This is a genomic window from Tabrizicola thermarum (genome assembly GCF_003574395.1).
Classification (GTDB): domain Bacteria; phylum Pseudomonadota; class Alphaproteobacteria; order Rhodobacterales; family Rhodobacteraceae; genus Tabrizicola; species Tabrizicola thermarum.
Genome location: NZ_KZ984537.1, coordinates 96336 through 122356 on the forward strand (window position 1 = coordinate 96336; position 26021 = coordinate 122356).

A 26021-nucleotide genomic window follows, 5' to 3' on the forward strand; every position below is an offset into this window, starting at 1 on the left:
CCTAGGCTGCGGCTCTTTCGCCGCCGAAGCGGCCGTAGAAGGTCTGACCCGTCTCGGCCATCTCGCGCAGCAGCGCCGGAGCGTGGAAGCGCGGCCCGAACTGGGCGGTCAGGCCGCGGCAGATCTCTACGGCCCGCCCCGCTCCGATCATGTCCAGCCACGAGAACGGTCCGCCCGACCAGGGCGCAAAGCCCCAGCCGAGGATCGCGCCCACATCGCCCTCACGGATGTCGGTCAGGACGCCGTCCTCCAGCGCCCGCACCGCCTCCAGCACCTGGGCGAACAGAAGCCGATGCTGCACGTCCGCCAGCGAGGGCTGCATCTTGTCCAGCGGATACTTGCGCGCAAGGCCCTCCCACAGACCCAGCCGCTCGCCCTTGTCGGAATAGGCGTAGAACCCGGCATTGGCCTTCCTGCCCAGCCGGCCCTGGTCGGCCATCCAGAACAGCACATGGTCCACCGCCTCGTCCGGGTAGTCCTTGCCCATCGCGGCCTTGGTCGCCTTGGCGATCTTCACGCCAAGGTCGATCGAGGTCTCGTCCACCAGTTGCAGCGGGCCCAGCGGCATCCCCACCAGCTTTGCCGCATTCTCGATCAGCGCCGGTTCCACACCTTCGGCCACCATGCGGATGCCTTCGTTGATGTAGGGGATGATGCAGCGGTTGGCGTAGAAGAACCGCGCGTCGTTGACGACGATGGGGGTCTTGCGGATCTGGCGGACGAAATCCAGCGCCTTGGCTACGGCGCGCTCGCCGGTCGCCTTGCCGCGGATGATCTCGACCAGGTTCATCTTGTCCACCGGGCTAAAGAAGTGGATGCCGATGAACTGTTCCGGGCGCGCGCTGGCCTTCGCAAGGCCGGTGATCGGCAGGGTCGAGGTGTTGGTGGCGTAGATGCACTCCGGTCCCACCGCGGCCTCGACCTTCGCTGTCACCTCGGCCTTGACCTTCGGGTCCTCGAAGACCGCTTCCACGACCAGATCGGCACCTGCCAGCGCGGCGTAATCGGTGGTGGCGGTGATCCGGCCCAGCACTTCGGCCTTCTTCTCTGCTGTAACCTTGCCGCGCTTCATGCCCTTGTCCAGCAGCCCCTCGGAATGCGCGCGGCCCCGATCCGCCGCCTCTTGCGTGGCGTCGATCAGGACGACCTCGATCCCGGCATTGGCACTGACATAGGCGATCCCTGCGCCCATCATGCCCGCCCCGATCACGCCCAGCTTCTTCACGGACTGATCCGCGACCTTCGGCCGGTTCGCGCCCTTCTCCAGCGCCTCCTTGTTGATGAACAGGCTGCGGATCATCGCCGAGGAGGAGGGGTTCATCAGCACGGATGTGAAATGCCGCGCTTCGATCTTCAGGGCGGTGTCGAAGGGCACCAGCGCACCCTCATAGACCGCCGCCAACAAGGCCTTGGCCGCCGGATAGACGCCCATCGTCTTGGCGTGGACCATGGCAGAAGCTCCGACAAAGGTCTGGAACCCCGCCGGGTGATAGGGCGCGCCGCCGGGCATCTTGTAGCCCTTGGCGTCCCAGGGTTTCACAAGGTCGGCATCCGTGGCCGAGAGCACCCATTCCTTTGCCCGCGCCAGCAGGTCCTCGGGCGCCACGACCTCGTCGATCAGACCCGCGCCCTTGGCCTCTTTCGGCGAGACGAGCTTGCCCTCCAGCAGGAAGGGGGCCGCCATCATCGCGCCCAGCTTGCGCGACAGCCGGGTGGTGCCGCCCGCGCCGGGGAAGATGCCGACCATGATCTCGGGCAGGCCGATCTTTGCCTTGGGGTTGTCAGCCGCGATGATGCGGTGGCAGGCGAGCGGCAGTTCCAGCCCGATCCCCAGCGCCGTGCCGGGCAGAGCCGCGACGATGGGCTTGCCGCCTTTCAATGTCTTCGGGTCCATCCCCGCGCGTTCGATCTTGCGCAGGACCTGGTGCATCTGCATCACGCCGTCAAAGATCGCCTGCGCGCCCCCGGCCCGCATCCGGGCGATGACGTTCAGGTCCATCCCCCCGGCAAAATCCTTCTTTCCGCTGGTGAGGATGATCCCCTTGATGCCTGCATCGGCCAGAGCCTTGTCGATCAGGTCGGACAGAAGACCGAAAGCCTCGGTCGACATCACGTTCATCGACTTGGATTTGACATCCCAGGTGATCGTGGCGACGCCCTCGGCGTCTGTGGTCATGGTGAAGTCGGTCATGGTGCTCTCCTGACAGGATATTCAGTGCCGTCACGCCGCAGGTAGCGCCTGGTAGCGCCGTCCTTGTGGGTGACAAGATCGTGGTCTGTGTAGTGGACAACATCGCGCTGCAGCCGCGTGCCAATCACCAGATACCGCACTCGGCTGTCCGAGCGGTTGTCGATCCGGTGGCCGATGGGAAGGTTTGCAGGCCAGCACAGCGTATCGCCGGGGCCGATGGAGGTCTCGCGATCCTCGACCAGAACGGCCTGGCCTTCCAGCATGTAGACCATCTCATCCTCGGCCTCGTGCCAATGACGGTGACCGGAGCTTGAGCCAGGGGGAAGCTCTTCCAGGAACGCGCCGAACTGGGTCAGACCGCCTGGGTCAGAGAGCAGGCAATAGCCATAGGGGCCGGGGCCCGGGCCGGTGATCGGGTGGGTCGGGTTGTCGGTGGCCCAGGCGCTCTCGCTGGCGCGCAGGACGTTGGGACGCGGGGAGCCGGCAAAGGCGGTTCCCCAGGGCTTGGGAAGGTTGAGCAGCTCGGCAGGCAGGTCGCCGGATTTCAGGACCGCGCCATCCGCCGCCTCGATCCGCCATGTGGTCGCTTCGTTGATCTGTCGGCGGCCGTCGTCGGGATAGGTGCAGATGTCGCCCTTGCACCGCGACCCGACGATCAGCCAGACCGCGGGCACGTCGCCCCGGTTCGTCAGGTGATGGCCGTTCGGATCGCCATGCCGCCAGGCGCAGGAATCGCCGGGGAAAAGGTCGCGCATCCCGTGGTCGTCGTGCAGGGTTGCCGTCCCGGAAAGGAGATAGAGGAATTCGTCCTCGGCCGAATGCCAGTGCCGCTGGCTGGACCAGACCCCGGGAGCAAGCGTCTCAAGATAGGCCCCGAACTGGGTCAACCGGCCCGCGACCGACAGGCGCAGGCTGCGCAGACCGTGTTCGCCGCTGATCGGTGCAAGGGCGGGGTCGACAATCATTGCGCGACCCGCAGCGGAAGCCCGCGTTCGACATGGCCAAAGAGATCCGCGTCCGTCATCGGCCAGTGCCCCGCTGTCACGGCGGGATACTGCGCCTCGGAAAACAGCCAGTCTTCTCCGCGACGGACCAGAGTGTGGCTGGAGCTGTGCGGATAGGCAATCGGTGCGCCGTCGATCAGCATATGGGTATGGTGCCAGCCCTCGATCCGGTCGCGGGAGACATAATCGGCTGCCCGTGCGACCCGTTCGTAATGCGTCACCCCTCGCGCCTTCAGGCCCTGCGACAGCGCGTCGAAGGTCGGACGCAATTCGGCGCGGGTCGACACCAGGAGATCGGCCGTTGCGGTGTGCACCAGATAGGGCAGGTCGATCATCGCGGCATAGCGGTCGAAATCGCCCGTCAGAACGGCGTCAGACACCACATTCAAGGCAGTCTGGTAGATCGTCAGCGGGTTCATCGCGGCCCCGTCCAGTCGCTGCCGTCCTTGTAGGTGAACCGGGCCTTTCCGCCCTCGATCTCGACCCGCAGGTCCACATCCGAATAGGTCGCCACCTCGCGCGGGGCCTTGGTGCCCACAACCAGGAACCGCGCGACCTTGTCGCTGCGGTTGATGAAATGGTGCCCGTCGGTGGACCCGGCCGGAAAGGCCGCACAATCGCCCGGCCGCATCACGGTTTCGCCCGCGTCCTGGACCAGGGTGCATTCGCCCTCGGTCACCATCACGAACTCGTCTTCGTTCAGGTGCCAGTGCCGCAAGGACGACAGCGCCCCGGGTTCCAGGGTTACCAGGTTCACCCCGAACTGGGTCAGCCCCCCGGCATCGCCCAGCCGGAGCGATGACCGGCCCTTCATCATGCTGGCGTAGGGTTCGGGATAGATCGAACCGGTTTTCACCGGCACTTTGGCAGGATCAATCACGGGCATCGGGTCCTCCGTCCGGTTGGGCTGCGCCCCGCCGGGGACGTCCCGGCGTCAGGCGGACATGGCAAGCGCCGCGAACTGCTGATCGAGTTCCGGCATCGACATCAGCGTGTAGTCTACCATCTCGGCCCGCGGGCCGAGACTGGTCTGGCGGCAATAGTAGATCACCGAGGATTTGCGGGTCTCTTCGACCGGATAGGCCAGTTCGTGCCAGTCGATCCAGACCCGGAAACGACCGCCGCGCGGCAGTTCGACTGCGTTCACCTGCGGGCGCAGCGACACCACGCCCCGCTCCAGCAGCGCGGTTCGCAGAAAGTCGAAGACCAGATAGGCGTCGAACGGCGTGTTCAGCACCATGCACCGTGATTGCAGGTAGATCGGCAAGGGATAGATGTACGAGGCAACCAGTTCCTCGATCTGCCCGCTCAGCAGCAGCTCTCCGCGAGAGCGCAGCTGAGCGGTCAGTTCCGAATACTCCATCGAAGGTCCCTTCTGGAAAATGCGAAGAAGCACTCATCATGGGAGAATCACCTCTGCCGCGGCGTAGGTTGGCGACAGGCGACGGGCCGAAAGCGACATCAACGCAGCATCGCATTATCTGCATTCCGGCACCGTAACCCCTTTCGCCCATGGCGCTCAGACTCTCTCGATGATCGTGGCTGCGCCCATTCCGCTTGCGATGCACAAGGTGGCAAGGCCAATCGCCTTGTCCTGCCGCTCCAGCTCATCCAGGAGGGTGCCGATGATGATGGCCCCGGTCGCCCCCAGCGGGTGCCCCATGGCGATCGAGCCACCGTTGACGTTGACCAGTGCCGGATCGACGTCGAAGGCCTGCTGAAAGCGCAAAACCACGGATGCGAAGGCCTCGTTCACCTCGAACAGGTCGATATCGCCGATCTGCAGGCCGGAGTCCTTCAGGATCTTCTGCGTCGCCGGAACCGGGCCGGTCAGCATGATCGTGGGATCGGTGCCGACCTTCGCCGTGGCGCGGATGCGGGCGCGCGGCTTCAGCCCATGCGCGCGGCCGAACTCGGCGCTGCCGATCAGGACGGCCGCCGCCCCGTCCACGATGCCGCTGGAGTTGCCCGCGTGGTGGATGTGGTTGATCTTCTCGAGGTGCGGATACTTCATGATCGCGACCTTGTCGAAGCCGGGCATCACCTCGCCCATCTCCTTGAAGGCCGGTTTCAGCGCGCCAAGCGCCTGCATGTCGGTGCCGGGGCGCATGTATTCGTCGCGGTCCAGGATGGTCAGCCCGTTCTGATCCTTGATCGTCAGGACGGATTTCGCGAACCGTCCTTCCTCCCACGCCCGCGCCGCGCGGCGCTGCGATTCCACCGCCAGGGCGTCGGCCTGGTCGCGGGTAAAGCCGAATTCGGTGGCGATGATGTCGGCGCTGATGCCCTGAGGGACAAAGTAGGTCTTCATGGCCAGCGTCGGATCGACGGCAATCGCCGCCCCGTCCGAGCCCATGGGGACGCGCCCCATCATCTCGACCCCGCCGGCGATATAGGCATGACCCGCCCCGCCCTTCACCTGGTTCGCCGCCAGGTTCACCGCCTCCATCCCGCTGGCGCAGAAGCGGTTGATCGCCAGGCCCGGGATGCGCTCGTCCAGATCCGAGGCCAGCACCGCCGACCGTGCGAGGCAGCCGCCCTGTTCGCCGACCTGGGTGACGTTGCCCCAGATCACGTCCTCGACGGCGTGGCCTTCCAGCCCGTTCCGCTCCTTCACTGCGTTCAGCACCTTGGCCGACAGCGCGACCGAGGTCAGTTCGTGCAAGCTGCCGTCGGGGCGGCCCTTGCCGCGGGGGCTGCGGACGGCGTCGTAGATGAAGGCATCGGTCATGGTGGTCTCCTATGCGGGGAAGGCCCGCGTCAGCAGGTCGTAGGGGTGTTTCCAGCCGGGCAGCGCACTGATGCGGTCCAGCCAGCGGTCGATGTGCGGCCAGTCCTTGCGGTCAAAGCCGAAGGGCTCGGGGTAATAGAGGTAGCCGCAGGCCGACAGGTCGGCGATGGTGACGGCGTCTCCGGCGATCCAGGTGCGGTTGTCAAGGTGGTCGTTCAGCACCGTATAGGCGGCCTTGAGGCGGCCTTGCAGGAAGGGGATCACCGCCTCGGGTCGCTTTTCGGGAGGCAGGAAGTTCATCAGGAAGCGCGTGGTGCCGATCTGGGTCGAAAGCTTGTGGTTGTCCCAGAACAGCCAGCGCAGCACCTCGCGCCGTTCGGCGGCAGACCGCCCGCCCAGCTTGCCGGTCTTGGAGGAGATGTAGTCAAGGATCACCCCCGACTGGGTCAGCGTCAGGTCGCCGTCGATCAGCACCGGGACCTCGCCCATCTCGTTGATCGCCTTGAACTCCGGGCTGCGCGCTTCACCCTTGAAGAAGTCGACGAAGATCGGCTCCCACTCAAGGTCGGCCATCTCCAGCGCGAGGGCGCATTTGTAGGCGTTGCCGCTTTCGCCGAAGGAATAGAGCTTCATCGCCGGTCTCTCCCGTGACAGGTCGGGCGGGCCTTGGCGGCCCACCCTTCGGGCAAAAGCCTAGAACGCCTCGGCGGCCAGCGCCATCACCGGATCGGCCCCGCTTTCGATGCGGGAAAGATGCATGGAACAGGCGGGCAGCTGGCGGGCCATGTAAAAGCGGCCGGTGGCGATCTTCGCCTCGTAGAAGTCGCGGTCGGCGGCCCCTGCGTCCAGCGCGTCGTACGCGGCCTTGGCCATCCGGGTCCACATCAGGCCCAGGCAGACATGGCCCATCATGTGCATGAAGTCATAGGACCCGGCCAGCGCCGCATTGGGGTTCTTCATGCCGTTCTGCATGAAGAACATGCCCGCCTGCTGCAACTGCTTCGACGCGGTCTTCAAGGCCTCCACGAAGCCCTTCATCCGCTCGTCGCCCTCATGCGCCTTGCACTCGGCCTTCACCATTTCAAAGAAGGCCATCACATGCTTGCCGCCGTCCTGCGCGAGCTTCCGGCCCACCAGATCCAGCGCCTGGATGCCGTTGGCGCCTTCGTAGATCATGGCGATCCGGGCGTCGCGGGCGAACTGCGACATGCCCCATTCCTCGATATAGCCATGCCCGCCAAAGACCTGCTGGGCCTGCACTGCCATCTCGAAGCCCTTGTCGGTCTGGAACCCCTTCAGCACCGGGATCATCAGGCTGACCAGCCCTTCGACCGCGGCGTCGCCCGTGCGGGTATAGCGGTCTATCAGCGTCGCGCCCCAGTAGGTCAGCGCGCGGGCGCCCTCGATGAAGCTCTTCTGCTCCATCAGGTTGCGGCGGATGTCGGGATGCACGATCAAAGGGTCGGCCGGGCCGTTCGGGTTCTTCGCCCCCGTCACGTCGCGGCCTTGCAGCCGGTCCTTCGCATAGGCCAGCGCGTTCTGATAGGCGGCCTCGGCCACCGCATAGCCTTGCAGCGCCACGCCCAGCCGCGCCTCGTTCATCATCGTGAACATGGCGCGCATGCCCTTGTGGAGTTCACCCAGCAAATACCCCGTCGCCCCGTCGTAGTTCATCACGCAGGTCGCGTTGCCGTGGATGCCCATCTTGTGCTCGACCTTGCCCACGGACACCGCGTTCCGGTCGCCCAGCGAGCCATCCTCGTTCACCAGAAACTTCGGCACGATGAAAAGGCTGATCCCCTTCGTCCCCTCGCCGCCGCCCGGGGCCTTGGCCAGCACCAGATGAACGATGTTCTCGGCCATGTCGTGATCCCCGGCCGAGATGAAGATCTTCTGCCCGGTGATCTTGTAGGACCCGTCCGCCTGCGGCTCGGCCCTGGTGCGCAACAGGCCAAGGTCGGTCCCGCAATGCGGCTCGGTCAGGTTCATCGTGCCGGTCCATTCGCAGGTCACAAGCTTCGGCAGCCATTTCGCCTTCTGTTCCTCGGTCCCGTGGACCAGGATCGCCGAATAGGCGCCATGGGTCAGGCCCTGATACATGTTGAAGGCCATGTTGGCCGAGACAAACGTCTCGTTCACCGCCGTGTGCATGAGGTAAGGCAGGCCCTGCCCGCCGTATTCGGGGGCCGCGTCCAGCGACATCCAGCCGCCCTCGCGCAGCGTCTTGAACGCCTCCTTGAAACCCTTGGGGGTGCGGACGATGCCGTTCTCCAGCGCGCAGCCCTCGACATCGCCCACAACGTTCAGAGGCGTCAGAATGTCCTGGGCCACTTTCGCGGCCTCGTCGAACACAGCCTCGGTGAAGCTTCTGTCCAGATCGGCGTAGCCGGGAATATCGGCTTCGGAGACCTTCAGAACGTCGTGCAGCAGGAACTGCATGTCCTTCACGGGTGCGGTGTAGCTGGGCATTCTTCTCTCCTCTTCCCTGTCATGTGCCGCGCCGCGGGGGGCGCGGGTCGATCGGTGTCGCGTCAGGCGGCCTGCGGTGACGCAAGCCCCTTCGCCTCGGCCTTGGCCAGTTCGGCCTTCAGCTCGGCAATTGCCACGTCCAGCTCGGCGCGCTGGGCCTCCATCACCCGCAGCCGTTCGCGGGCGATCTCGCAGGCGCGCCGGTTCTGCGCCGTGTTGCCGCTGTCGCGGTCGTAGAGGTCCAGCGTCTGCCGGATGTCCTCCAGGCTGAAACCGAACCGCTTGCCACGCAGGATCAGCGCCAGTCGAGCCCGGTCGCGCCGGGTGAACAGCCGCCGTGTCCCGATGCGGATCGGGGTCAGCAATTCCTTGGCCTCGTAGAACCGCAGCGTGCGCGGGGTCACGCCGTAGGCCTCGCACGTCTGCCGGATCGTCATCACGTCACTTGGAACTTGGGTCGTCATGGTCACACTCGTCATTGGGAAGCATTGCTGCGGGGGCAGATGCAAACCCGAACCGATGAATACCAGAGCAGTTGACGTTAACGTCACTGTGACGTCACGTCAGAGCGGCACATGACGTGAAGTCAGCGCTCTGCGGTCAACCTTGTGATTGAGAGCGCAGGAACTTCGGTGGCGGACCGAGAAGGCCGAATGAAGAATGAAAAAGGGCCCCGGCCCTGGACCGAGACCCTTTCAAGGCCATGTGGGGAAACCCTCAGCCCTTCTTCAGGACCTTCGATCCCAGCAGTTCGGCGATCTGCACCGCGTTCAGCGCCGCGCCCTTGCGCAGGTTGTCGGACACGCACCACAGGCTCAGCCCGTTGTCGATGGTCGAATCCTGCCGCACCCGGCTGACGTAGGTCGCATATTCGCCCACGCATTCGATCGGCGTGATGTAGCCACCGGGCTCGCGCTTGTCGATCAGCATCACGCCTGGCGCCTCGCGCAGGATGTCCTGCGCCTCTTGCCAGTCGAGGAACTCCTCGAACTCGATGTTGATCGCCTCGGAATGGCCGACGAAGACCGGCACCCGCACGCAGGTCGCGGTGACCTTGATCTTCGGATCGAGGATCTTCTTCGTCTCGGCCACCATCTTCCATTCTTCCTTGGTCTCGCCCGAGTCCAGGAAGACGTCGATCTGCGGGATCACGTTGAAGGCGATCTGCTTTTGGAACTTCTTTGCCGGAACCTCGTCGACCGGATTGTAGATCGATTTGGTCTGGTTCCACAGCTCGTCCATCCCTTCCTTCCCGGCACCGGAAACGGACTGATAGGTCGCCACCACGACGCGCTTGATCTTTGCGCGATCGTGCAGCGGCTTCAGCGCCACCACCATCTGCGCGGTGGAACAGTTGGGGTTGGCGATGATGTTCCGGTTCTTGTAGCCGTGGATGGCGTCGGCGTTCACTTCCGGCACGATCAGCGGAATGTCCGGGTCGTAGCGATAGAGCGACGAGTTGTCGATCACCACGCAGCCCGCAGCCGCAGCCTTGGGCGCATAGACCTTGGTCGCCTCGGATCCCACGGCGAAAAGCGCGATGTCCCAGCCGGTGAAGTCGAACGTGTCCAGGTCCCTGGTCTTCAGGGTCTTGTCGCCAAAGCTGACTTCGGTGCCCAGAGATTTGCGCGACGCCAGCGCGGCGATCTCATCGACCGGGAACTCGCGCTCGGCGAGGATGTTCAGCATTTCGCGGCCCACGTTGCCCGTGGCACCCGCGACGACGACCTTGTAGCCCATCGGGGTTCTCCTCTGACCGTCCCGAAGGTGGGACGCGTGGCTGTTAGCCTATGGGTCGCGCGGGGGGAAGCGGATTCGACGGGGTCGGCCTCAGTCGGTCCGGTCCTGTGACAGCAGGTAGACGGCCAGACCCACGGCGGTGGTGATCGCAAAGAACAGGAACACCGCCTGATACGGCGCGGCGGGTGGCACGGGCGCGGTCGCGGCGTGGATGCGGCCGGTCAGGATCTGGGCGATGCCGATGGGCGCAATGCCGAAAAGGTTCAGCAGCGTCACGCCCCGTCCCATGAGATGCGGTGGGAAGAACGCCCGGCCATGGGCGATGACCATCGGAAAACTCGCCCCGAAGAACCCGGCCGCCACCAGAAGCGCCGTCGCCACCCAGGGCGCTGCGGCGGCGAACCACCAAAGACCCGCAAGACAGGCCAGCGTCACCGCATTGCCGCCGAAGATCACCCATTTCCGGGTGCCAAGCCAGCGGTCCAGCGGGCCGTAGGCGAAGTTGCCCGCCACCATCGCCAGCCCGATCCAGAGACCGACCCGCCCGATCTCCAGCGGGTCCGCCCCATGCACATCCGCGAAATACGGTCCCACCCACAACCCGCGCAGCCCGGCGATCGGGGTGTAGCAGACCACCATCATCGCCAGGATCGGCCAGATCGCCGGGATGCGCAACAGGTCCAGAAGCGAGCCATCCCGCGCCGTCTCCAGCCGTTCGGGATCGCGCACGAGGATCAGGATCGCCAGAGCCACCGCCCCGGTGATCGCCGCCAGCCCCAGCACCGTCTCGCGCCAGCCGAAGGCCTCGACTGCCGCCGACAGGGGCAGCGAGGAGGCCACGTTGCCCAGCGAGCCCACGCCGATGGTGATCCCGGCCAACGTGCCGAAGACCGCAGGCGAAAACTGGCGGGCGAAGATGAAGTAGCTGGCCATCAGCACCGGCGCGCAGCCGATGCCGATCAGCGCCATCGCCAGCTTGATCTGGAACGCCCCGGTCGCCTGCGCGAACAGAAGCGCTCCGCCGGCCCCGACGGCCAGCAGGACGCCCGAGGTCAGCCGCGGTCCGATCCGGTCGAGGCTTGACCCGATGGGGACCTGCATCGCGGCAAAGGCCAGAAACCACCAGCCCGAGGCCGAGGCGAGGTCGGCCGCCGTCAGGCCCAGGTCGGCTTTCAGCACGGGCGTCAGCACCGCGAGGAAAGCGCGGTAGAACTGGCTCAGGACATAGGCAAGGATCAGGGCGGCAATGCCGACGCGCATGGCGGAGCCTTTCGGGAACCGACGCCTTGTCGCAAGCGCCACGGGCGGGTGCAAGGCCGATTTCTGCGCAGAACCCGGTCGGAAGTTTGCGCAGACTCCCTCTCCGCCCCCTTGCGGTAGCGCGGTCTCGCGCGTCAGATACCGTCATTCGTCCCGGAGGTTTCGATGCGCCTGACCCTTGTCCCCCTGCTTTTCCTTGCCGCGCCCGCCCTTGCCAACGACGGGTTCGGCGGCCTCTCCGCCACCGGCCTGACCTTCGACCAGACCGACGCCGTCGCGATGGAGGAAGAGCGGCTGTTCATCTCGATCGACAGGGTCGCCGTCGACTATGTCTTTCGCAACCTGACCGACCGGGACGTGACCGGCGAGGTCATCTTCCCGCTGCCGCCGGTGGGCGTCTGGTCCGGCTACGAGGCGATGATGAACCTGCCCGAGGATCTGACGCAGGAGGATCTCGTCGGTTTCACCGCTACGGTGGACGGCAAGCCCGTCAGCGTGGAGATCGACCGCATCGCCGTGGTCGAGGAGGGCTTCGACGAAGAGAACCCGCCATCCAGGCAATACGACAACCCCGGACGCGACGTGACCGCCGATCTGGAGCGGCTGGGCATCCCGCTGACGCTGGATTACATGGCGGTGCGCAAGGTGCTGCTGTCGTTGCCCGAGGAGAAGCGCAAGGAAGTCGAGGCGCTTGGTCTGGCCGAATATTACGACGGCGATCCCGCGCAGGATGTCCCGCCCGATGTCTGGGGGACCTGGGCGATCGTCACCCGCTACCACTGGACGCAGACCTTCCCGGCCGGGAAGACCCTGTCGGTCAGTCACAGCTATACCAACCGCCCGCCCGGGGGGCTGTTCTACTGGTCCGATCCGCCCGAGGAGTACCAGACCGATCTGGTCAACCAGTACTGCATCGACCCGGGCACTTCGAAAGCTCTGGCGAAGGCGCTGAAGAACCCTGAAGGCGACGAGTTCGGCCATTACGGCACGGCTTGGAACATCTCTTACGTCCTGCGGACCGCGAACAGCTGGGCCGGCCCCATCGGCCGCTTCACCCTGACGCTCGACAAGGGCGACCCGAGGAACGTGATCTCGCTCTGCGCCGAAGGGGTCAGGAAGACCGACCCCACCACCTTTGTCATCGAGAAGAAGGACTACACCCCCGACCGCGATCTCGAGGTGCTGATCGTCCAGCCGATGAACCCGAATTAAGGCCGACGGTCACGCCGCCTGCGCCACCATCTGCCGTTCCCGGATCGGCAGGTGGACCAGCGCGCTGAACGCGCCCACGCCCACGCCGATCCACCAGACCAACGTGTAATCGCCGTTCAGGTCATACATCCGACCACCCAGCCAGACCCCCAGGAACCCTCCGATCTGGTGGCTCAGGAAGACCACGCCGTATAGCGTGCCCATGTAGCGGATGCCATAGATATGCGCGACCAGGCCGCTGGTCAGCGGAACCGTGGCCAGCCACAGCGACCCCATCACCGCCGAGAAGACCAGCACGCTGACCGGCGTGATCGGCAGCAGGATGAACAGCGCCGCCGCGATGGTCCGGCCCACATAGATCCCGAACAACAGGTATTTCTTCGTGTACCGCTTGCCCAGCCACCCCGCCGTCAAGGTCCCCGCGATGTTGAAGAGGCCAATCACCGCAATCGACACCGCCCCCAGCGCCGAGGTCGTGGTGACGCCGATGTTCGACAGCATGGACCCCGCGTCGATGGGCGAGCACAGCTCGGTCACGAAGGCCGGGAAATGCGCGGTGATGAAGGCCAGCTGATAGCCGCAGGAAAAGAAGCCCAGGAAGATCAGCGTGTAGGACGGGTCCTTGAAGGCCCGGATCAGCACGGTGCCCAGGCTTTCCTCCAGCTCCTGCTTCGTGGCCATCTGCGGGCTGCGCAGGAACGGCAGCGCGGCCAGCGTCGTCAGGATCACCATGGCGAAGATCAGGAACACCGTCTGCCAGCTGTAGCTCTGCAACAGCCACTCCGCCGTCGGAGCGCCGAAGACCTGCCCCGCCGATCCCGCCGCCGTCGCGATCCCCAGCGCCATCGACCGGTTCTCGGCGCTTGCCGCGCGCCCGACGATGGCCAGGATAACCCCGAACCCGGTTCCGGCGATGCCGAAGCCGACCAGGATCGCCAGAAACTGATGCTGTCCCGGCGTCACCGCATGGGCCGAGAGCACCAGCCCCGCCGAATACAGGATCGCCCCGGTGACGATCGCCCGCCGGTCGCCGAACCGTTCCGCCATCGCCCCGAACAGCGGCTGGCCGATACCCCAGGCCAGGTTCTGGATCGCGATGGCCAGAGAGAAATCCGCCCGCAGCCAGCCGAACTCGGTCGCGATCGGGATCTGGAACACCCCGAAACTGGCCCGGATCGCGAATGAGATCATCAGGACCAGGCAACCGGCAATCAGGACGGGAGTGACGAGGGGGGCTTTTGCTGACTGCATCCTGCTGGCCTTTGCCGCTACCGGCGCGGACCCTGCGCCCGCACCCGTGCAGCGTCAACCGCGAACTTGTGACCGTTACACCGCGCCCGGCACGGGCCGGAAACTCCAGCGAATCAGCAGCAGCGCCCTTTGCGGTATCCCCGGCGAAGGCTTCGACACAAGGGCCGACCGACAAGCGGCAGAAGGCCCTCCTTGACCGGATTCCCTGCCTGGTGATCCGGCACGAGACGAGCCTTTCCCTCGGCTCGTCCCCACCTTGTCCTGACGGACTGCTTTGCCTGCGCCAGGCGTCTCGTCACAAGGACCCCGGCGAACAGAAGCCGCAGGCGCTCGACGCGCGGTCGCTAGCGCAGCCGCATCCCGTCCTTGTCGAACAGCATGGCATCGCGGGCGTCGAAATTGACGCCGACCTTCGCGCCCGGCTCCAGGCTGACCTGGTCGTGGCGTTCCACGATCAGCTTTTCGCCCGAGGGCGCGGTAAGGTGGACGTAAGAGACCCCGCCCAGAGCCTCGGTCAGCTCCACCCGGTGCGTGTCGCCCGGCCCGATCTTCAGGTGCTGCGGACGCAGCCCCACGGTCACTTCGGCCCCCTTCGCGGGCAGGCCCACCAGGGTGGCCACTTGCCCAAGGCCCTTGGTTGCGACGGACCCGACATCGGCCACTCCGGCCACGAAGTTCATTGCCGGGCTGCCGATGAAGCCCGCCACAAAGCGGTTGTCCGGGTTGTTGTAAAGGTCGAGCGGCTTGCCGACCTGTTCGATCCGTCCGGCGCGCAGGACCACGATCTTGTCGGCCAGCGTCATCGCCTCGACCTGGTCATGGGTGACGTAGATCATCGTCGCGCCGATCTCGCGGTGCAGGCGGGCGATCTCGACGCGCATCTCCACCCGCAACTCGGCGTCGAGGTTGGAAAGCGGTTCGTCGAACAAGAACACCTCCGGCCCCCGCACGATGGCGCGGCCGATGGCGACGCGCTGGCGCTGGCCGCCCGACAGGGCCTTGGGCTTGCGGTCCAGAAGCGGCTCCAGCTTCAGGATGCGGGCGGCCTCGGCCACCTTGCGGTCGATTTCGGCCTTGGGGTGGCCGGTCATCTTCAACCCGAAGCCCATGTTTTCCGCCACCGTCATATGAGGATAAAGCGCATAGGTCTGGAACACCATCGCGACGCCCCGTTCCGAGGGGTCGATGTATGTCACGTCCTTTGCCCCGATGCGGATGGCACCGGAACTGGTCTCCTCCAGTCCGGCGATCATCCGCAGCAGCGTCGATTTCCCGCAGCCCGAGGGGCCGACGAAGACGCAGAACTCGCCGTCCTCCACCGTCAGGTTGACCCCGTGGATCACCTGCACGTCGCCAAAGCGCTTGACAACCTTTTCCAGCGTCACTCCCGTCATGGGTTTTCCTCCCCCCGTTCAAACCTGTTCCGGAAAGCGCCAGCTTTCCGCTTCCGCTGCGATCTTCGCCGCGATGTCCTTGATCGTCGGGGCCTGCGCCCCCAGTGCGTCCAAAGTCGTGCGCGCCGTGGTCGATGTGACGGACAGCGCGCCCATCACCCGCCCCTGACGCGAGAGAATCGGCACGGCGCAGCAGATGATTCCCGCCTCGTGCTCTTCCCGGTCCCAGGCATGGCCACGTTTCCGAATCGCCTCCAGCTCCTCCAGCAGCGCCTCGCGGCTGGCAAGCGTGTGGGGCGTGAAGCGGTAAAAGGACTGGCGGGCGAGCGCCGCCTCCAGCGCCTCGGGCGGCAGGAACGCGAGCATCGCCTTGCCCACCCCGGTGCAATAGGCCGGGCCGACCTTGCCGGCCTGGGCGAACATCTCGACAGGCCGGGCGGCGTTGCGCTTGTCCACATAGAGGACCTGGCCGAGATCAAGCTGGGCAAGGTGGATCGTCTCGCCGGTTTCGCGTGCCAGTTCATCAAGATAGGGCCGCGCTATGGGGGCGAGCGAGGATTGCGACCAGGCCGCGTGGGCCAGCCGGACAAGCCGGACGCCAAGCGCATAGGTCCCCGTATCTGGGTCCAGGATCAGCATCCCCTGATGCGTCAGGGTCTGCAAAAGGCGGTAGAGTGTGGCCTTGGGGTAGGCCGATTGCGCCAGAAGGTCGGAAAAGCGCACCGGGCGGCCATGGCTGGCCACCATGTCCAGGACATCCAGCGCCTTGCCCACCGTGCCGTCGGCATTTCCCTCTGCCCCCATCGTCCCCTCCCCGGAACGTCGTTGTTGACAGGATAGACGATAGCCGACATAGTTTTCAATATTCAAGACTTAGTTTCAAATAGTGAAACCGAACGGGAGGAAACCATGGTTCACAAACTGACGGGCGCTGTGACGCTCGGGGCAGCGCTCATGCTGTCCACTTCGGCCTTCGCGCAGGACAAGCGCGTCGTCACCTGGAACGCGGACTACGACCCGATTCCGCTGGCCGCCGCCGAAGCCCTGATCGCCGATTTCGAGGCCGCGAACCCCGACATCGACGTTCAGATGACCAACTTCGACCACGAAGCCTACAAGAACGCGATCCGCAACTTCCTGACCGCGAACCCGCCCGACCTGGCCAACTGGTATGCGGCCAACCGGATGCGGCCGTTCGTGGAAGCCGGGCTGTTTGCCGACATCTCGGACGTGTGGGAACAGAACGGGCTGAAGGACTCGCTGTCGTCCTCGGTGCTGTCGTCCACCATCGACGGCAAGCAGTATGCGATCCCCTACACCTACTATCAGTGGGGCATCTACTACAACCGTGACGCCTACAAGGCGGCGGGGGTCGAGGTGCCGGGGCCGGAAGGCGTGACCTGGGATCAGTTCCTGGCCAACTGCGAGAAGTTCAAGGCCGCAGGCATCGACTGCGTGACCACGGGCTCGTCGGCGCTGTGGCCGGTGGCAGGGATCTTCGACTACATCTCGATGCGCACCAACGGCTACCAGTTCCACAGCGATCTGGCGGCGGGCAAGATCAGCTGGACCTCGCCGGAAGTGGCGGCGGTGTTCGACAACTTCGGCAAGCTGCAACCCTACGTCACCGCGAACCACGCCGCGATCGACTGGCAGGATGCGGCGGCGCTTCTGGTGCAGGGGAAGGCTGCGAACTACGTGATGGGCAACTTCGCCGTCGGCGTCTTCAAGGAAGGCGGGATGACGAACGACAACCTGGGCTTCATGGTGTTCCCGGAGATCACCTCCGGCATCCCGCGGGCCGAGGAAGCGCCGACCGACACGATCCACCTGACTTCGGGCGCGAAGAACCCCGAGGATGCGAAGAAGTTCCTGGCCTACATGGCCAGCGCCGAAGCGCAGTCCAAGTGGAACACCGCCGTGGGCCAGCTGCCGACCAACAAGAACGCGACCGTTCCGGCGGATGACCCGTTCCTGGTGGCCGGGTTCGAGGCGCTGTCCACCGCGACGGGCGGCATCGCCCAGTTCTGGGACCGCGACGCGGATGCCGAATATGCCAAGGTCGGCATGGAAGGCTTCCAGCAGTTCCTGGTGCAGCCCGACCAGCGCGAGGCGATCCTGGCGCGGCTGGAGCAGGCCCGTCTGCGCCTCTATCCGCAGTGATCTGACGTGGCGCCCTCCGTTCGCGGGGGGCGCCTTTTCGTTTTCCGGGGGGAGACATGGCAGAGGCAGCTTCGACACGACGGCGCTGGACGCAAAGAACGGTTGCCCCTTGGCTGTTCCTGGCCCCGGGGCTGGCGATGTTCACGGTCTATGTGCTGTGGCCCATCGTCGAAAGCGTGACGCTGTCGTTCTACGACTGGAACGGGCTTTACGACCGGGACGGCAACTTCACCGGCCGCTTCGTCGGCATGGGGAACTACCGGGAACTGATGAGCGACCCGGCCTTCACCACCAGCCTGTGGAACAACCTGAAATGGCTGGTCCTTTACATGCTGGCGCTGCCCGCGGGGCTGTTCATCGCGATCTTCCTGAACCAGACCGTCCGGGGCATCCGTCTTTACAAGTCCCTGTTCTTCTTTCCCTTCGTCATCAGCCAGGTTGTCGTCGGCCTGATCTTCAGCTGGTTCTACGCGCCGAACTTCGGGCTGTTCTACAAGCTGATCGAATCCATCACCGGGCAGGGGGTTGCCGTCCTTGCCGACCCGGACCTTGTGACCTACGGCATCATCGCCGCAGGCCTCTGGCCGCAGATCGCCTATGTGATGATCCTCTACCTGACCGGCCTGAACAACGTCGCCCCCGACCAGATCGAGGCGGCACGGCTGGACGGGGCCAAGGGCTGGCGGATGCTTTGGTATGTGGTGCTGCCGCAGCTTCGGCCCGCCACCTTCATCGCAGTGATCGTCACGGTGATCGGCGCGCTGCGGTCCTTCGACCTGGTGTCGATCATGACGAACGGCGGGCCGTTCGGGTCGTCCCGTGTGCTGTCCTACTACATGTTCGAGATGGCGCTCGGCGAATACGGCTTCCGCATGGGCTATGGCGCGGCGATTGCCGTCGTCCTGTTCCTCATCATGATGGTCTTCATCTCGGGCTTCATCTGGAAGATGTGGCGCGACGAGAGGGAGCGCTGAGATGTTTCCGCGTCCGATCCAGAAATCCTCGCCCGTCGCGCAGTGGGTCTACACCATCGCCCTGCCCGTGGCGCTGATCCTGTGGCTGTTCCCGCTTCTCGGTGTCGCCCTCACCTCGCTGCGGCCGGCCTCGGACCTGGCGCAGGGGAACTACTTCGGGATGCCCTCCGGCATCGCGTGGGAGAACTACGTCTTCATCTTCACCCAGACGCCCATCGGCCAGTACATGGTGAACTCGCTGTGGGTGACGATCCCCACGGTGATCGGCGCGGTCAGCCTGTCGCTGATGACCGGGTTCGCGCTGGCGGTCTACGGGTTCCGGGCGAACATCCTGGTGTTCTTCATGTTCGTGGCGGGGAACTTCGTGCCGTTCCAGATCCTGATGGTCCCGGTCCGCGACATGACGCTGAATTTGGGCATGTACAACACCTGGTACGGTTTGGCGCTGTTCCACATCGCGTTCCAGACCGGGTTCTGCACGCTCTTCATGCGCAACTTCATCAAGGCCCTGCCCTTCGAACTGATCGAGGCCGCCCGGGTGGAAGGCGTCAGCGAATGGCGTATCTTCTGGTTCATCGTCCTGCCCCTGATGCGGCCTGCCATCGCGGCGCTGTCGGTGCTGGTCTTCACCTTCATCTGGAACGATTTCTTCTGGGCCACGGTGCTGACGCAGGGCGTGGAAAGCCAGCCGATCACCGCGGGGCTGTCCAGCCTCAACGGCCAGTGGATCGCGCAATGGCATCTGGTCAGCGCCGGATCGATCCTGGCCGCCCTGCCGCCTGTCGCGATGTTCTTCCTGATGCAGAAGCATTTCATCGCCGGCCTGACGCTGGGGGCGGTGAAATGAGCGCCAGACCCTGGCCTTCGCCCTTGCCCCCCGCCAAGGTCGCGCGGGATAGCGCAGGAGCGGGACGACAGCCATGATCTTCGAGGACCTGAAGGGACAATCCGTCTTCATCACCGGCGGCGGGTCGGGCATCGGCGCGGCCCTGACCGAGGCCTTCCTGCGCCAGGGCGCCAAGGTGGCCTTCTGCCAGCGGTCGGACGCGACGCCGTTCTGCGACGCGATGGAGGCCGCCACCGGCAACCGGCCCCTGTTCCTGCCCTGCGACATCTCTGTCACCGACCAGTTGCAACTGACGCTGGCGACGGCCGCAAAGGTGCACGGGGACATCACCGTCCTGGTGAACAATGCCGCGAACGACCAGCGGCACGAGACGCTGAAAACCGATCAGGCCTTCTGGGACTGGTCGATGGCGGTGAACCTGCGGTCGTATTTCTTTGCCTGCCAGTCGGTGATTCCGGGGATGAAGGCGGCGGGCAGCGGGTCGATCATCAACTTCTCCTCGATCAGCTTCATGATGGCCGACAAGGGCTATGCCGCCTACATCACCGCCAATGCCGGGATCGTCGGGCTGACCCGGACCCTGGCGCGCGAGTTCGGCCCCGATCGCATCCGCGTCAACGCCATCGCGCCCGGCTGGGTGCTGACCGAACGGCAGAAAGAGCTTTGGGTCACGCCCGAGGCCCTGTCCGCCCATCTGGCCCGCCAGTGTCTGCCCGATCCGATCCAGCCCGAGGACATGGCGGGCGCGGTCCTGTTCCTGGCCTCGAACGCCTCGCGCATGATGACCTCGCAGACCCTGGTGCTGGACGGAGGGTTCATCTCGTCATGACCGAAACCGAGACGCCCGACTGGATCGCCGTCGACTGGGGCACGTCGAACCTGCGCGCCTTTGCCATGTCGGCGGATGGGCGTGTGCTGGCCGAGGCGTCGTCGGACGACGGCATGGGGAAACTGACGCGCGACGGATTCGAGCCCGCTCTGCTGCGCCTGATCGGCCTCTGGCTGGAGGGCCGGCCGCCGGTCATCGCCTGCGGCATGGTGGGCAGCCGTCAGGGCTGGTGCGAGGCGCCCTATCGGGCCGTGCCCTGCACTCCGCTTGATCCGGCCGCGCTGGTCATGGCGCCGACGACCGATCCGCGGCTGCGGGTCAGCATCGCGCCGGGGCTGAAGCAGATCCAGCCCGCCGACGTAATGCGCGGCGAGGAAACCCAGATTGCCGGGGCGCTGCACCTGATGCCGGGCTATGACGGTGTGCTGTGCCTGCCCGGAACCCATTCCAAATGGGTGCACATCAGCGCGGGCGAGGTGGTCAGTTTCCAGACCTTCATGACCGGCGAGATGTTCGCGCTGCTGTCCGAATCCTCGGTCCTGCGGCATGGAATGCAGGGTGGGGGCTGGGACGATGCGGCCTTCGATGGGGCCGTGGCAGATGCGTTGTCGCGGCCGGAACGGCTGGGCGCGCGGCTGTTCTCCCTGCGTGCCGAGGGGCTGATCGCGGGGCTGTCGGCGGCGGCAGCGCGGGCACGGCTGTCGGGCCTTCTGATCGGGACGGAACTCGCGGCAGCCCGGCCCTACTGGCTGGGCCAGCGCGTGACGCTGATCGGGGCCGAGACCCTGTCGGCGGCCTATGCCCGCGCGCTGGCGGCGCAGGGCGTGGCCGCACAGCGCCTGCCCGCCACCGACTGCACTCTGGCCGGGCTTGCCTCGCTGATCCGGCAGACCGAGAGGACCAGATGACCCATCGCAACCTGATCGCCATCCTGCGCGGGATTACCCCGCCCGAGGCCGCCGACGCCGCGCGCGCTCTGGTCGCGGCCGGGATCACCCGGATCGAGGTGCCGTTGAACTCGCCCGATCCGTTCGCGTCCATCGCGGCGATGGTGGCCGCCGTGCCGGGGGCCGAGATCGGCGCGGGGACGGTGCTGACGGTCGAGGAGGTCGCCCGTGTCAAGGCGGCGGGGGGGACGCTCGTGGTGTCTCCGAACGCGGATGTCGAGGTGATCCGGGCGACGGTGGCGGCGGGCATGGCCTCCTGGCCGGGGGTGATGACGCCGACCGAGTGTTTCGCGGCGATCAGGGCGGGGGCCACGGGGCTGAAGCTGTTCCCCGGCAGTCTGATCGGGCCCGAAGGTCTGAAGGCGATCCGCGCAGTGCTGCCGAAGGACCTGCCGGTCTATGCCGTGGGCGGGGCGGGGCCGGCGAACTTTGCCGACTGGGCGAAGGCGGGGGCGCAGGGGTTCGGGATCGGGACGGCGCTTTATACGCCGGGCCTGTCCACCGCCGAGATCGCCTCACGCGCCAAGGCCATCGTCGCGGCCTATGACGAGGTCTTCGCATGATCTTCGATGCACGCCCGTGCGAATTGGGCGAGGGGCCGCTCTGGCACCCGGTTCGTGAACAACTGTTCTGGTTCGACATCCTGAACCGGACTCTTCATTCGCAATCCCGGTCCTGGACCTTCGCGGACTATGTCTCTGCGGCGGGCTGGATCAGTGCGGACGAGCTGCTGGTGGCCTGCGAGACCGGTCTCTTCCGGCTGAACCTGTCCTCTGGCGAGCGGTCCCCGGTGGCAAAGGCTGGCACGCCGGACACCCGGTCGAACGATGGCCGCGCGGATCGGCAGGGCGGGTTCTGGTTCGGGACGATGGGGAAAAGGGCCCAGAAGGGCGCAGGCGCGATCTGGCGCTGGTATCGGGGCGAGCTGCGCCAGCTGTTTCCCGGCATCACCATCCCGAACGCGATCTGCTTCACGCCGGACGGCCGGGCCGCGCATTTCGCCGATACGGCGACGGGCAAGGTGATGAAGGTCGCGCTGGACGCGGCGGGCTGGCCGGTGGGTGAGCCCGAGGTCTGGCTGGATCTGGAGCGCGCAGGGCTGAACCCGGACGGCGCGGTGATCGACGCCGAGGGGCGGTTCTGGAACGCGCAATGGGGCGCCGGGCGCGTGGCATGCTACGCGCCGGACGGGGCGTTTCTCAGCGCCATCGAGACGCCGGGCGCGCCGCAATCGTCCTGCCCGGCCTTCGGCGGACCGGACCTCTCGACGCTCTACGTCACCACCGCCCTGGAACACATGGACGCCAAGGCGCGGGTGCGGCACCCGGCCTCCGGCCAGCTTTTCGCCTTCCCCGGCGCGGGGAAAGGCCTTCCAGAACCGCAGGTCACCCTATGAAACGCACGCTTGGCGTCTGTTACTACCCCGAACATTGGCCCGAGGCGCAATGGGCCGAGGATGCCGCCCGCATGGCGCGGCTGGGCCTGACCTGGGTCCGCATCGGCGAGTTCGCCTGGAGCCGGATGGAGCCCGAGCCGGGCCGCCATGACTGGGGCTGGCTGGACCGGGCGATCGAGACGCTGGGCAAGCGCGGGCTCAAGGTGGTGCTGGGCACGCCCACGGCCACCCCGCCGCGCTGGATGCTGGAGCGGCACCCGGACATGCTGGCGGTGGACCGGGAGGGGCGCGCGCGCGGCTTCGGCTCGCGGCGGCACTACGATTTCTCGCATCCGGGCTATCGGGCGGAATGCGCGCGGATCGTGACGGCACTGGCGGAACGCTATGGCCGGAACCCCCATGTGGCGGCCTGGCAGACCGACAACGAATATGCCTGCCATTCGACGACGCTCAGCTATTCCGAGGCGGCAAAAGTGGCCTTCCAGGACTGGCTGGCGCAGAAATACCAGTCCCCCGACGCCTTGAACCGGGCCTGGGGCAACGTGTTCTGGTCGATGGAATACCGCGATTTCCGCGAGGTCGGCCTGCCGAACCTGACGGTCACGGAACCGAACCCGAGCCATGTGATGGACTTCCGACGCTTTTCCAGCGATCAGGTGGTCAGCTTCAACCGGCTTCAGGTCGAGATCATCCGCCGCCACTCTGACGCGCCGATTGCCCACAACTACATGGGTGCGGTGACAGAGTTCGATCACTTCAAGGTCGGCGCCGATCTGGATATCGCAAGCTGGGACAGCTATCCCCTGGGCTTCCTGTCGGACCGGATCCCGGCAGAGCCCGAGCACAAGCGGCGCTTCGTGCGGCAGGGCGACCCGGATTTCCAGGCCTTCCACCATGACCTTTACCGCGCCGTGGGGCGGGGCCGCTGGTGGATCATGGAACAGCAGCCGGGCCCGGTGAACTGGGCGCCCTGGAACCCCGACCCGCTGCCCGGCATGGCCCGACTCTGGGCCTGGGAGGCCTTCGCCCATGGCGCCGAGGCGGTCTGCTATTTCCGCTGGCGGCAGGCGCCCTTCGCGCAGGAACAGATGCATGCGGGACTGCTGCGCCCCGACAGCGCCCCGGCGCAGGCCTTCGGCGAGGTCGAGCAGGTGGCGCGCGAGCTGGCCGCGATGCCGGACGCGGGCACGGCCAGGGCGGATGTCGCGCTGGTGTTCGACTACGAATCGGACTGGGCCTGGGAGATCCAGCCGCAGGGGCGCAGCTTCAGCTATTTCTGGCTGGTGTTCCACATCTACAGGGGGCTTCGGCGGCTGGGGCTGAACGTGGACATTCTGCCCCCCGATGCGGCGGACCTGTCGGGTTATCGGCTGGTGCTGGCGCCGGGGCTGTTCAGCCTGTCGGACAAGCTGAAGGCGGCGCTGGCGGCCTTCCAGGGCACCGCGATCCTGGGGCCGCGGACCAATTCGAAGACTGCGGATTTCTCGATCCCGGTGCCCTTGCCGCCTGCCCTGCCGGGGCTGGAGGCGGTGGTCGCGCGGGTGGAAAGCCTGCCCCCCGATGTGCCGGTGCCGCTGGCGCAAGGCGGCGCGCTGGTGAACTGGCGCGAGAAGCTCGAGGGCAATGCACAGACAGTCGAAGAGGCCGAGGACGGCTGGCCGGCGCTGGTCGCGGCGGGGAAGCTACACTATCTGGGCGGTTGGCCGGACGAGGTGGCGCTGACCCGCATCCTGCAACGCGCCTGCGCGGCGGAAGGGATCGAGACCGATCCGCTGCCCGAAGGGCTGCGCCGCAGGGACACTGCGACGCACCGCTTCCTGTTCAACTACAACCCGGTTCCGGCGGAATGGGGCGGGGTCACGATCCCTCCAGCCGGGGTGTTGTGGACGACAAAGTAGGGTGGGCGGTATCGCCCACCCTACGCTGAAGGTCAGTCCTGCACCGTCACAGTTCCGATCACCGGCAGGAAGGCCGCCGCGTTCGGGCCAAGGGTCAGCCGGTCACCTTGCAGGACTGCGTGAAGCGACGGCCCGGTGGGTGCGCCGACGCCCGACACGGTCACCGACAAGGCCACCGGCGAGAGATTGAAGAGGCAGAGCAGCGCGCCTTCGCCCTCGCCCCGGACAAAGCCGAGGACCGGCTCACGCAGGTCGAGGAAGCGCGTCCTTCCGGCCCTGAGCGCCGATGATCCTTTGCGGAAGGCCAGCGCCGCGCGGTAGTGTTCCAGCACCGAGCCCTGCGCGCCCGTCTGCCCGGCGACATGGCGGGCGGCCTGCTCCGCCTTCACCGGCAGCCAGGGCTTGCCGGTCGTGAAGCCCGCGTTGGGCGAGGCGTCCCAGACCATCGGTGTGCGGGTGTTGTCGCGGCCGATGGGCTCGGGCCAGAAGTTGATGCCCTGCGGGTCGGTCAACTCCTCGAAATCGAGGGGCGTGTCGGTCTGGCCCAGTTCCTCGCCCTGCCAGAGGCAGATCGAGCCCTCGAAGGACAGCAGCAGCGAAGCTGCCTGTTTCGCCAGATCCTCGGTGCTGGTGGCGTGGCTGGCCCAGCGGGTCGCATGGCGGACGACATCGTGGTTGGAAAAGGCCCACATCGGCCAGCCGTCGGGCGCGCCCTTGAAGAAGCCCTCGATCCGGTCGCGGAAGAAGGTGGCGGAATAGTCATAGCCCATCAGTTCGAAGGAATAGCACTGATGCAGCCGCCCCGGCGCGGTGTATTCGCCCATCATGCGGATCGCGTGGTGGCTTTCGCCCATCTCGCCCACGCTCGCCGCGCCGTATTCGTCCAGCAGCCTGCGGATGCGTTCCAGCCAGGCCAGGTTCTCGGGCTGGTTCTTGTCGAACAGGTGATACTGCATCCCGTAGGGGTTGCCCTCGGGTTCCGCCTTGACCCGATAGTCGGCGGAATTGTCGCGCAGAAGCAGGTCGTGGAAGAAATAGTTGACGGTATCGAAGCGGAAGCCGTCCACCCCGCGTTCCAGCCAGAAGCGCATCGCCGAAAGCGCCCAGTCCTGGACGGCGCGGTTGTGGTAGTTGAGGTCGGGCTGCGCCGCCAGGAAATTGTGCAGGTAATACTGCTTGCGCCGCGCGTCCCAGGCCCAGGCGGGCCCGCCGAAAACCGACAGCCAGTTGCAGGGCGGGGTGCCGTCATGCCGGGGATCGGCCCAGACATACCAGTCGGCCCTTGGGTTCACCCGGTCCTTGCGGCTTTCGACGAAAAAGGGGTGCTGGTCCGAAGTGTGGCTCAGGACCTGGTCGATGATGACCTTCAGCCCCAGATCATGCGCGCGCGCCACCAGCGCGTCGAAATCGGCCAGGGTGCCGAAGACCGGATCGACATCGCAGTAGTCGCTGACGTCATAGCCCATGTCCTTCATCGGGCTGCGGAAGAAGGGCGAGAGCCAGACCGCGTCCACCCCCAACGCGGCCAGATGATCCAGCCTGCGGGTGATGCCCGGCAGGTCGCCCACCCCGTCGCCGTTGGAATCCTGGAACGACCGGGGATAGACCTGATAGGTCACGGCGCCACGCCACCAGTCGGACATCGAACCCTCCTTCGCCCCGTTCACCGCGCCATACCCGGGCTTCAGGCGGAAAGGAAGCCGCCAAAGCTGTTG

24 protein-coding genes are annotated in these 26021 nt (G+C 66.0%); 9 read left to right on the forward strand and 15 right to left on the reverse strand.

Translation table 11 applies throughout. The features are described 5' to 3' along the window. Position 1 precedes the first annotated feature (1 nt). The 11 genes from D5084_RS02520 to D5084_RS02570 all read right to left on the reverse strand — a co-directional run bounded on the left by D5084_RS02520 (position 2) and on the right by D5084_RS02570 (position 11395). Entirely contained in the window at positions 2-2191 is a 2190-nt protein-coding gene (locus D5084_RS02520) for a 3-hydroxyacyl-CoA dehydrogenase NAD-binding domain-containing protein (RefSeq protein WP_128513935.1), read from the reverse strand. After that, entirely contained in the window at positions 2188-3156 is a 969-nt protein-coding gene (locus D5084_RS02525; RefSeq protein ID WP_238382500.1) for a cupin domain-containing protein, read from the reverse strand. Before D5084_RS02525 ends, D5084_RS02520 begins: the two co-directional genes overlap by 4 nt. Further along, positions 3153-3614: a hypothetical protein gene (locus D5084_RS02530; protein ID WP_128513936.1), complete on the reverse strand. Its 462-nt coding sequence runs from the start codon at positions 3612-3614 to the stop codon at positions 3153-3155. The genes D5084_RS02525 and D5084_RS02530 overlap by 4 nt, the downstream gene beginning before the upstream one ends. After that, the gene (locus tag D5084_RS02535) at positions 3611-4081 is read right to left on the reverse strand and encodes a cupin domain-containing protein (protein WP_128513937.1); all 471 of its coding nucleotides are present in this window, start codon (positions 4079-4081) and stop codon (positions 3611-3613) included. Before D5084_RS02535 ends, D5084_RS02530 begins: the two co-directional genes overlap by 4 nt. A 48-nt stretch (positions 4082-4129) precedes the next feature. Beyond that, complete coding sequence (locus D5084_RS02540) at positions 4130-4558, reverse strand: hypothetical protein (RefSeq protein ID WP_128513938.1); 429 nt, start codon at positions 4556-4558, stop codon at positions 4130-4132. Positions 4559-4714: 156 nt separating this feature from the next. Beyond that, positions 4715-5926, reverse strand: a complete 1212-nt coding sequence (locus tag D5084_RS02545; protein ID WP_128513939.1) for an acetyl-CoA C-acetyltransferase — start codon at positions 5924-5926, stop codon at positions 4715-4717. A gap of 9 nt (positions 5927-5935) precedes the next feature. Then, complete coding sequence (locus tag D5084_RS02550) at positions 5936-6559, reverse strand: glutathione S-transferase family protein (protein WP_128513940.1); 624 nt, start codon at positions 6557-6559, stop codon at positions 5936-5938. A 60-nt stretch (positions 6560-6619) separates the two neighbouring features. Then, the gene (locus D5084_RS02555) at positions 6620-8395 is read right to left on the reverse strand and encodes an acyl-CoA dehydrogenase C-terminal domain-containing protein (RefSeq protein ID WP_128513941.1); all 1776 of its coding nucleotides are present in this window, start codon (positions 8393-8395) and stop codon (positions 6620-6622) included. A 62-nt stretch (positions 8396-8457) separates the two neighbouring features. Beyond that, on the reverse strand, positions 8458-8859 hold the full coding sequence (locus D5084_RS02560; RefSeq protein ID WP_128513942.1) for a MerR family transcriptional regulator: 402 nt from the start codon (positions 8857-8859) through the stop codon (positions 8458-8460). Positions 8860-9112: 253 nt separating this feature from the next. After that, a complete protein-coding gene (locus D5084_RS02565) occupies positions 9113-10135 on the reverse strand; it encodes an aspartate-semialdehyde dehydrogenase (protein ID WP_128513943.1) in 1023 nt (340 codons plus the stop codon). Positions 10136-10225: 90 nt separating this feature from the next. Beyond that, the gene (locus tag D5084_RS02570) at positions 10226-11395 is read right to left on the reverse strand and encodes an MFS transporter (RefSeq protein WP_128513944.1); all 1170 of its coding nucleotides are present in this window, start codon (positions 11393-11395) and stop codon (positions 10226-10228) included. A 165-nt stretch (positions 11396-11560) separates the two neighbouring features. On the opposite strand from D5084_RS02570, the gene D5084_RS02575 reads away from it, so the two are divergent. Beyond that, complete coding sequence (locus D5084_RS02575; RefSeq protein ID WP_128513945.1) at positions 11561-12607, forward strand: DUF4424 family protein; 1047 nt, start codon at positions 11561-11563, stop codon at positions 12605-12607. A gap of 9 nt (positions 12608-12616) precedes the next feature. Here the strand turns inward: D5084_RS02575 and D5084_RS02580 are convergent, their stop codons facing one another. The 3 genes from D5084_RS02580 to D5084_RS02590 form a co-directional block, all read right to left on the reverse strand. Further along, a complete protein-coding gene (locus D5084_RS02580) occupies positions 12617-13858 on the reverse strand; it encodes an MFS transporter (protein ID WP_128513946.1) in 1242 nt (413 codons plus the stop codon). Positions 13859-14202: 344 nt separating this feature from the next. Then, a complete protein-coding gene (locus D5084_RS02585; protein WP_128513947.1) occupies positions 14203-15252 on the reverse strand; it encodes an ABC transporter ATP-binding protein in 1050 nt (349 codons plus the stop codon). Between the two features lie 18 nt (positions 15253-15270). Next, complete coding sequence (locus D5084_RS02590) at positions 15271-16056, reverse strand: IclR family transcriptional regulator (RefSeq protein WP_128513948.1); 786 nt, start codon at positions 16054-16056, stop codon at positions 15271-15273. A 105-nt stretch (positions 16057-16161) separates the two neighbouring features. On the opposite strand from D5084_RS02590, the gene D5084_RS02595 reads away from it, so the two are divergent. The 8 genes from D5084_RS02595 to D5084_RS02630 all read left to right on the forward strand — a co-directional run bounded on the left by D5084_RS02595 (position 16162) and on the right by D5084_RS02630 (position 24306). Then, positions 16162-17415, forward strand: a complete 1254-nt coding sequence (locus D5084_RS02595; RefSeq protein ID WP_128513949.1) for an ABC transporter substrate-binding protein — start codon at positions 16162-16164, stop codon at positions 17413-17415. A 56-nt stretch (positions 17416-17471) separates the two neighbouring features. Then, entirely contained in the window at positions 17472-18389 is a 918-nt protein-coding gene (locus D5084_RS02600; RefSeq protein WP_128513950.1) for a carbohydrate ABC transporter permease, read from the forward strand. Between the two features lies 1 nt (position 18390). Beyond that, positions 18391-19236: a carbohydrate ABC transporter permease gene (locus D5084_RS02605; RefSeq protein ID WP_128513951.1), complete on the forward strand. Its 846-nt coding sequence runs from the start codon at positions 18391-18393 to the stop codon at positions 19234-19236. 73 nt (positions 19237-19309) lie between these two features. Beyond that, positions 19310-20065 (forward strand): SDR family NAD(P)-dependent oxidoreductase, encoded by a 756-nt coding sequence (locus D5084_RS02610; protein ID WP_128513952.1) that lies wholly within the window; start codon positions 19310-19312, stop codon positions 20063-20065. Then, on the forward strand, positions 20062-20973 hold the full coding sequence (locus D5084_RS02615) for a 2-dehydro-3-deoxygalactonokinase (RefSeq protein WP_128513953.1): 912 nt from the start codon (positions 20062-20064) through the stop codon (positions 20971-20973). Before D5084_RS02610 ends, D5084_RS02615 begins: the two co-directional genes overlap by 4 nt. Further along, positions 20970-21575, forward strand: coding sequence for a 2-dehydro-3-deoxy-6-phosphogalactonate aldolase (locus D5084_RS02620; protein ID WP_128513954.1), 606 nt, complete (start codon positions 20970-20972; stop codon positions 21573-21575). The genes D5084_RS02615 and D5084_RS02620 overlap by 4 nt, the downstream gene beginning before the upstream one ends. After that, positions 21572-22408, forward strand: a complete 837-nt coding sequence (locus D5084_RS02625) for an SMP-30/gluconolactonase/LRE family protein (RefSeq protein WP_128513955.1) — start codon at positions 21572-21574, stop codon at positions 22406-22408. Before D5084_RS02620 ends, D5084_RS02625 begins: the two co-directional genes overlap by 4 nt. After that, positions 22405-24306, forward strand: coding sequence for a beta-galactosidase (locus tag D5084_RS02630; protein WP_128513956.1), 1902 nt, complete (start codon positions 22405-22407; stop codon positions 24304-24306). The genes D5084_RS02625 and D5084_RS02630 overlap by 4 nt, the downstream gene beginning before the upstream one ends. Positions 24307-24338: 32 nt before the next feature. On the opposite strand, the gene D5084_RS02635 is transcribed toward D5084_RS02630, so the two are convergent. Further along, positions 24339-25949, reverse strand: coding sequence for an alpha-amylase family glycosyl hydrolase (locus D5084_RS02635; protein WP_128513957.1), 1611 nt, complete (start codon positions 25947-25949; stop codon positions 24339-24341). Positions 25950-26021 lie beyond the last annotated feature (72 nt).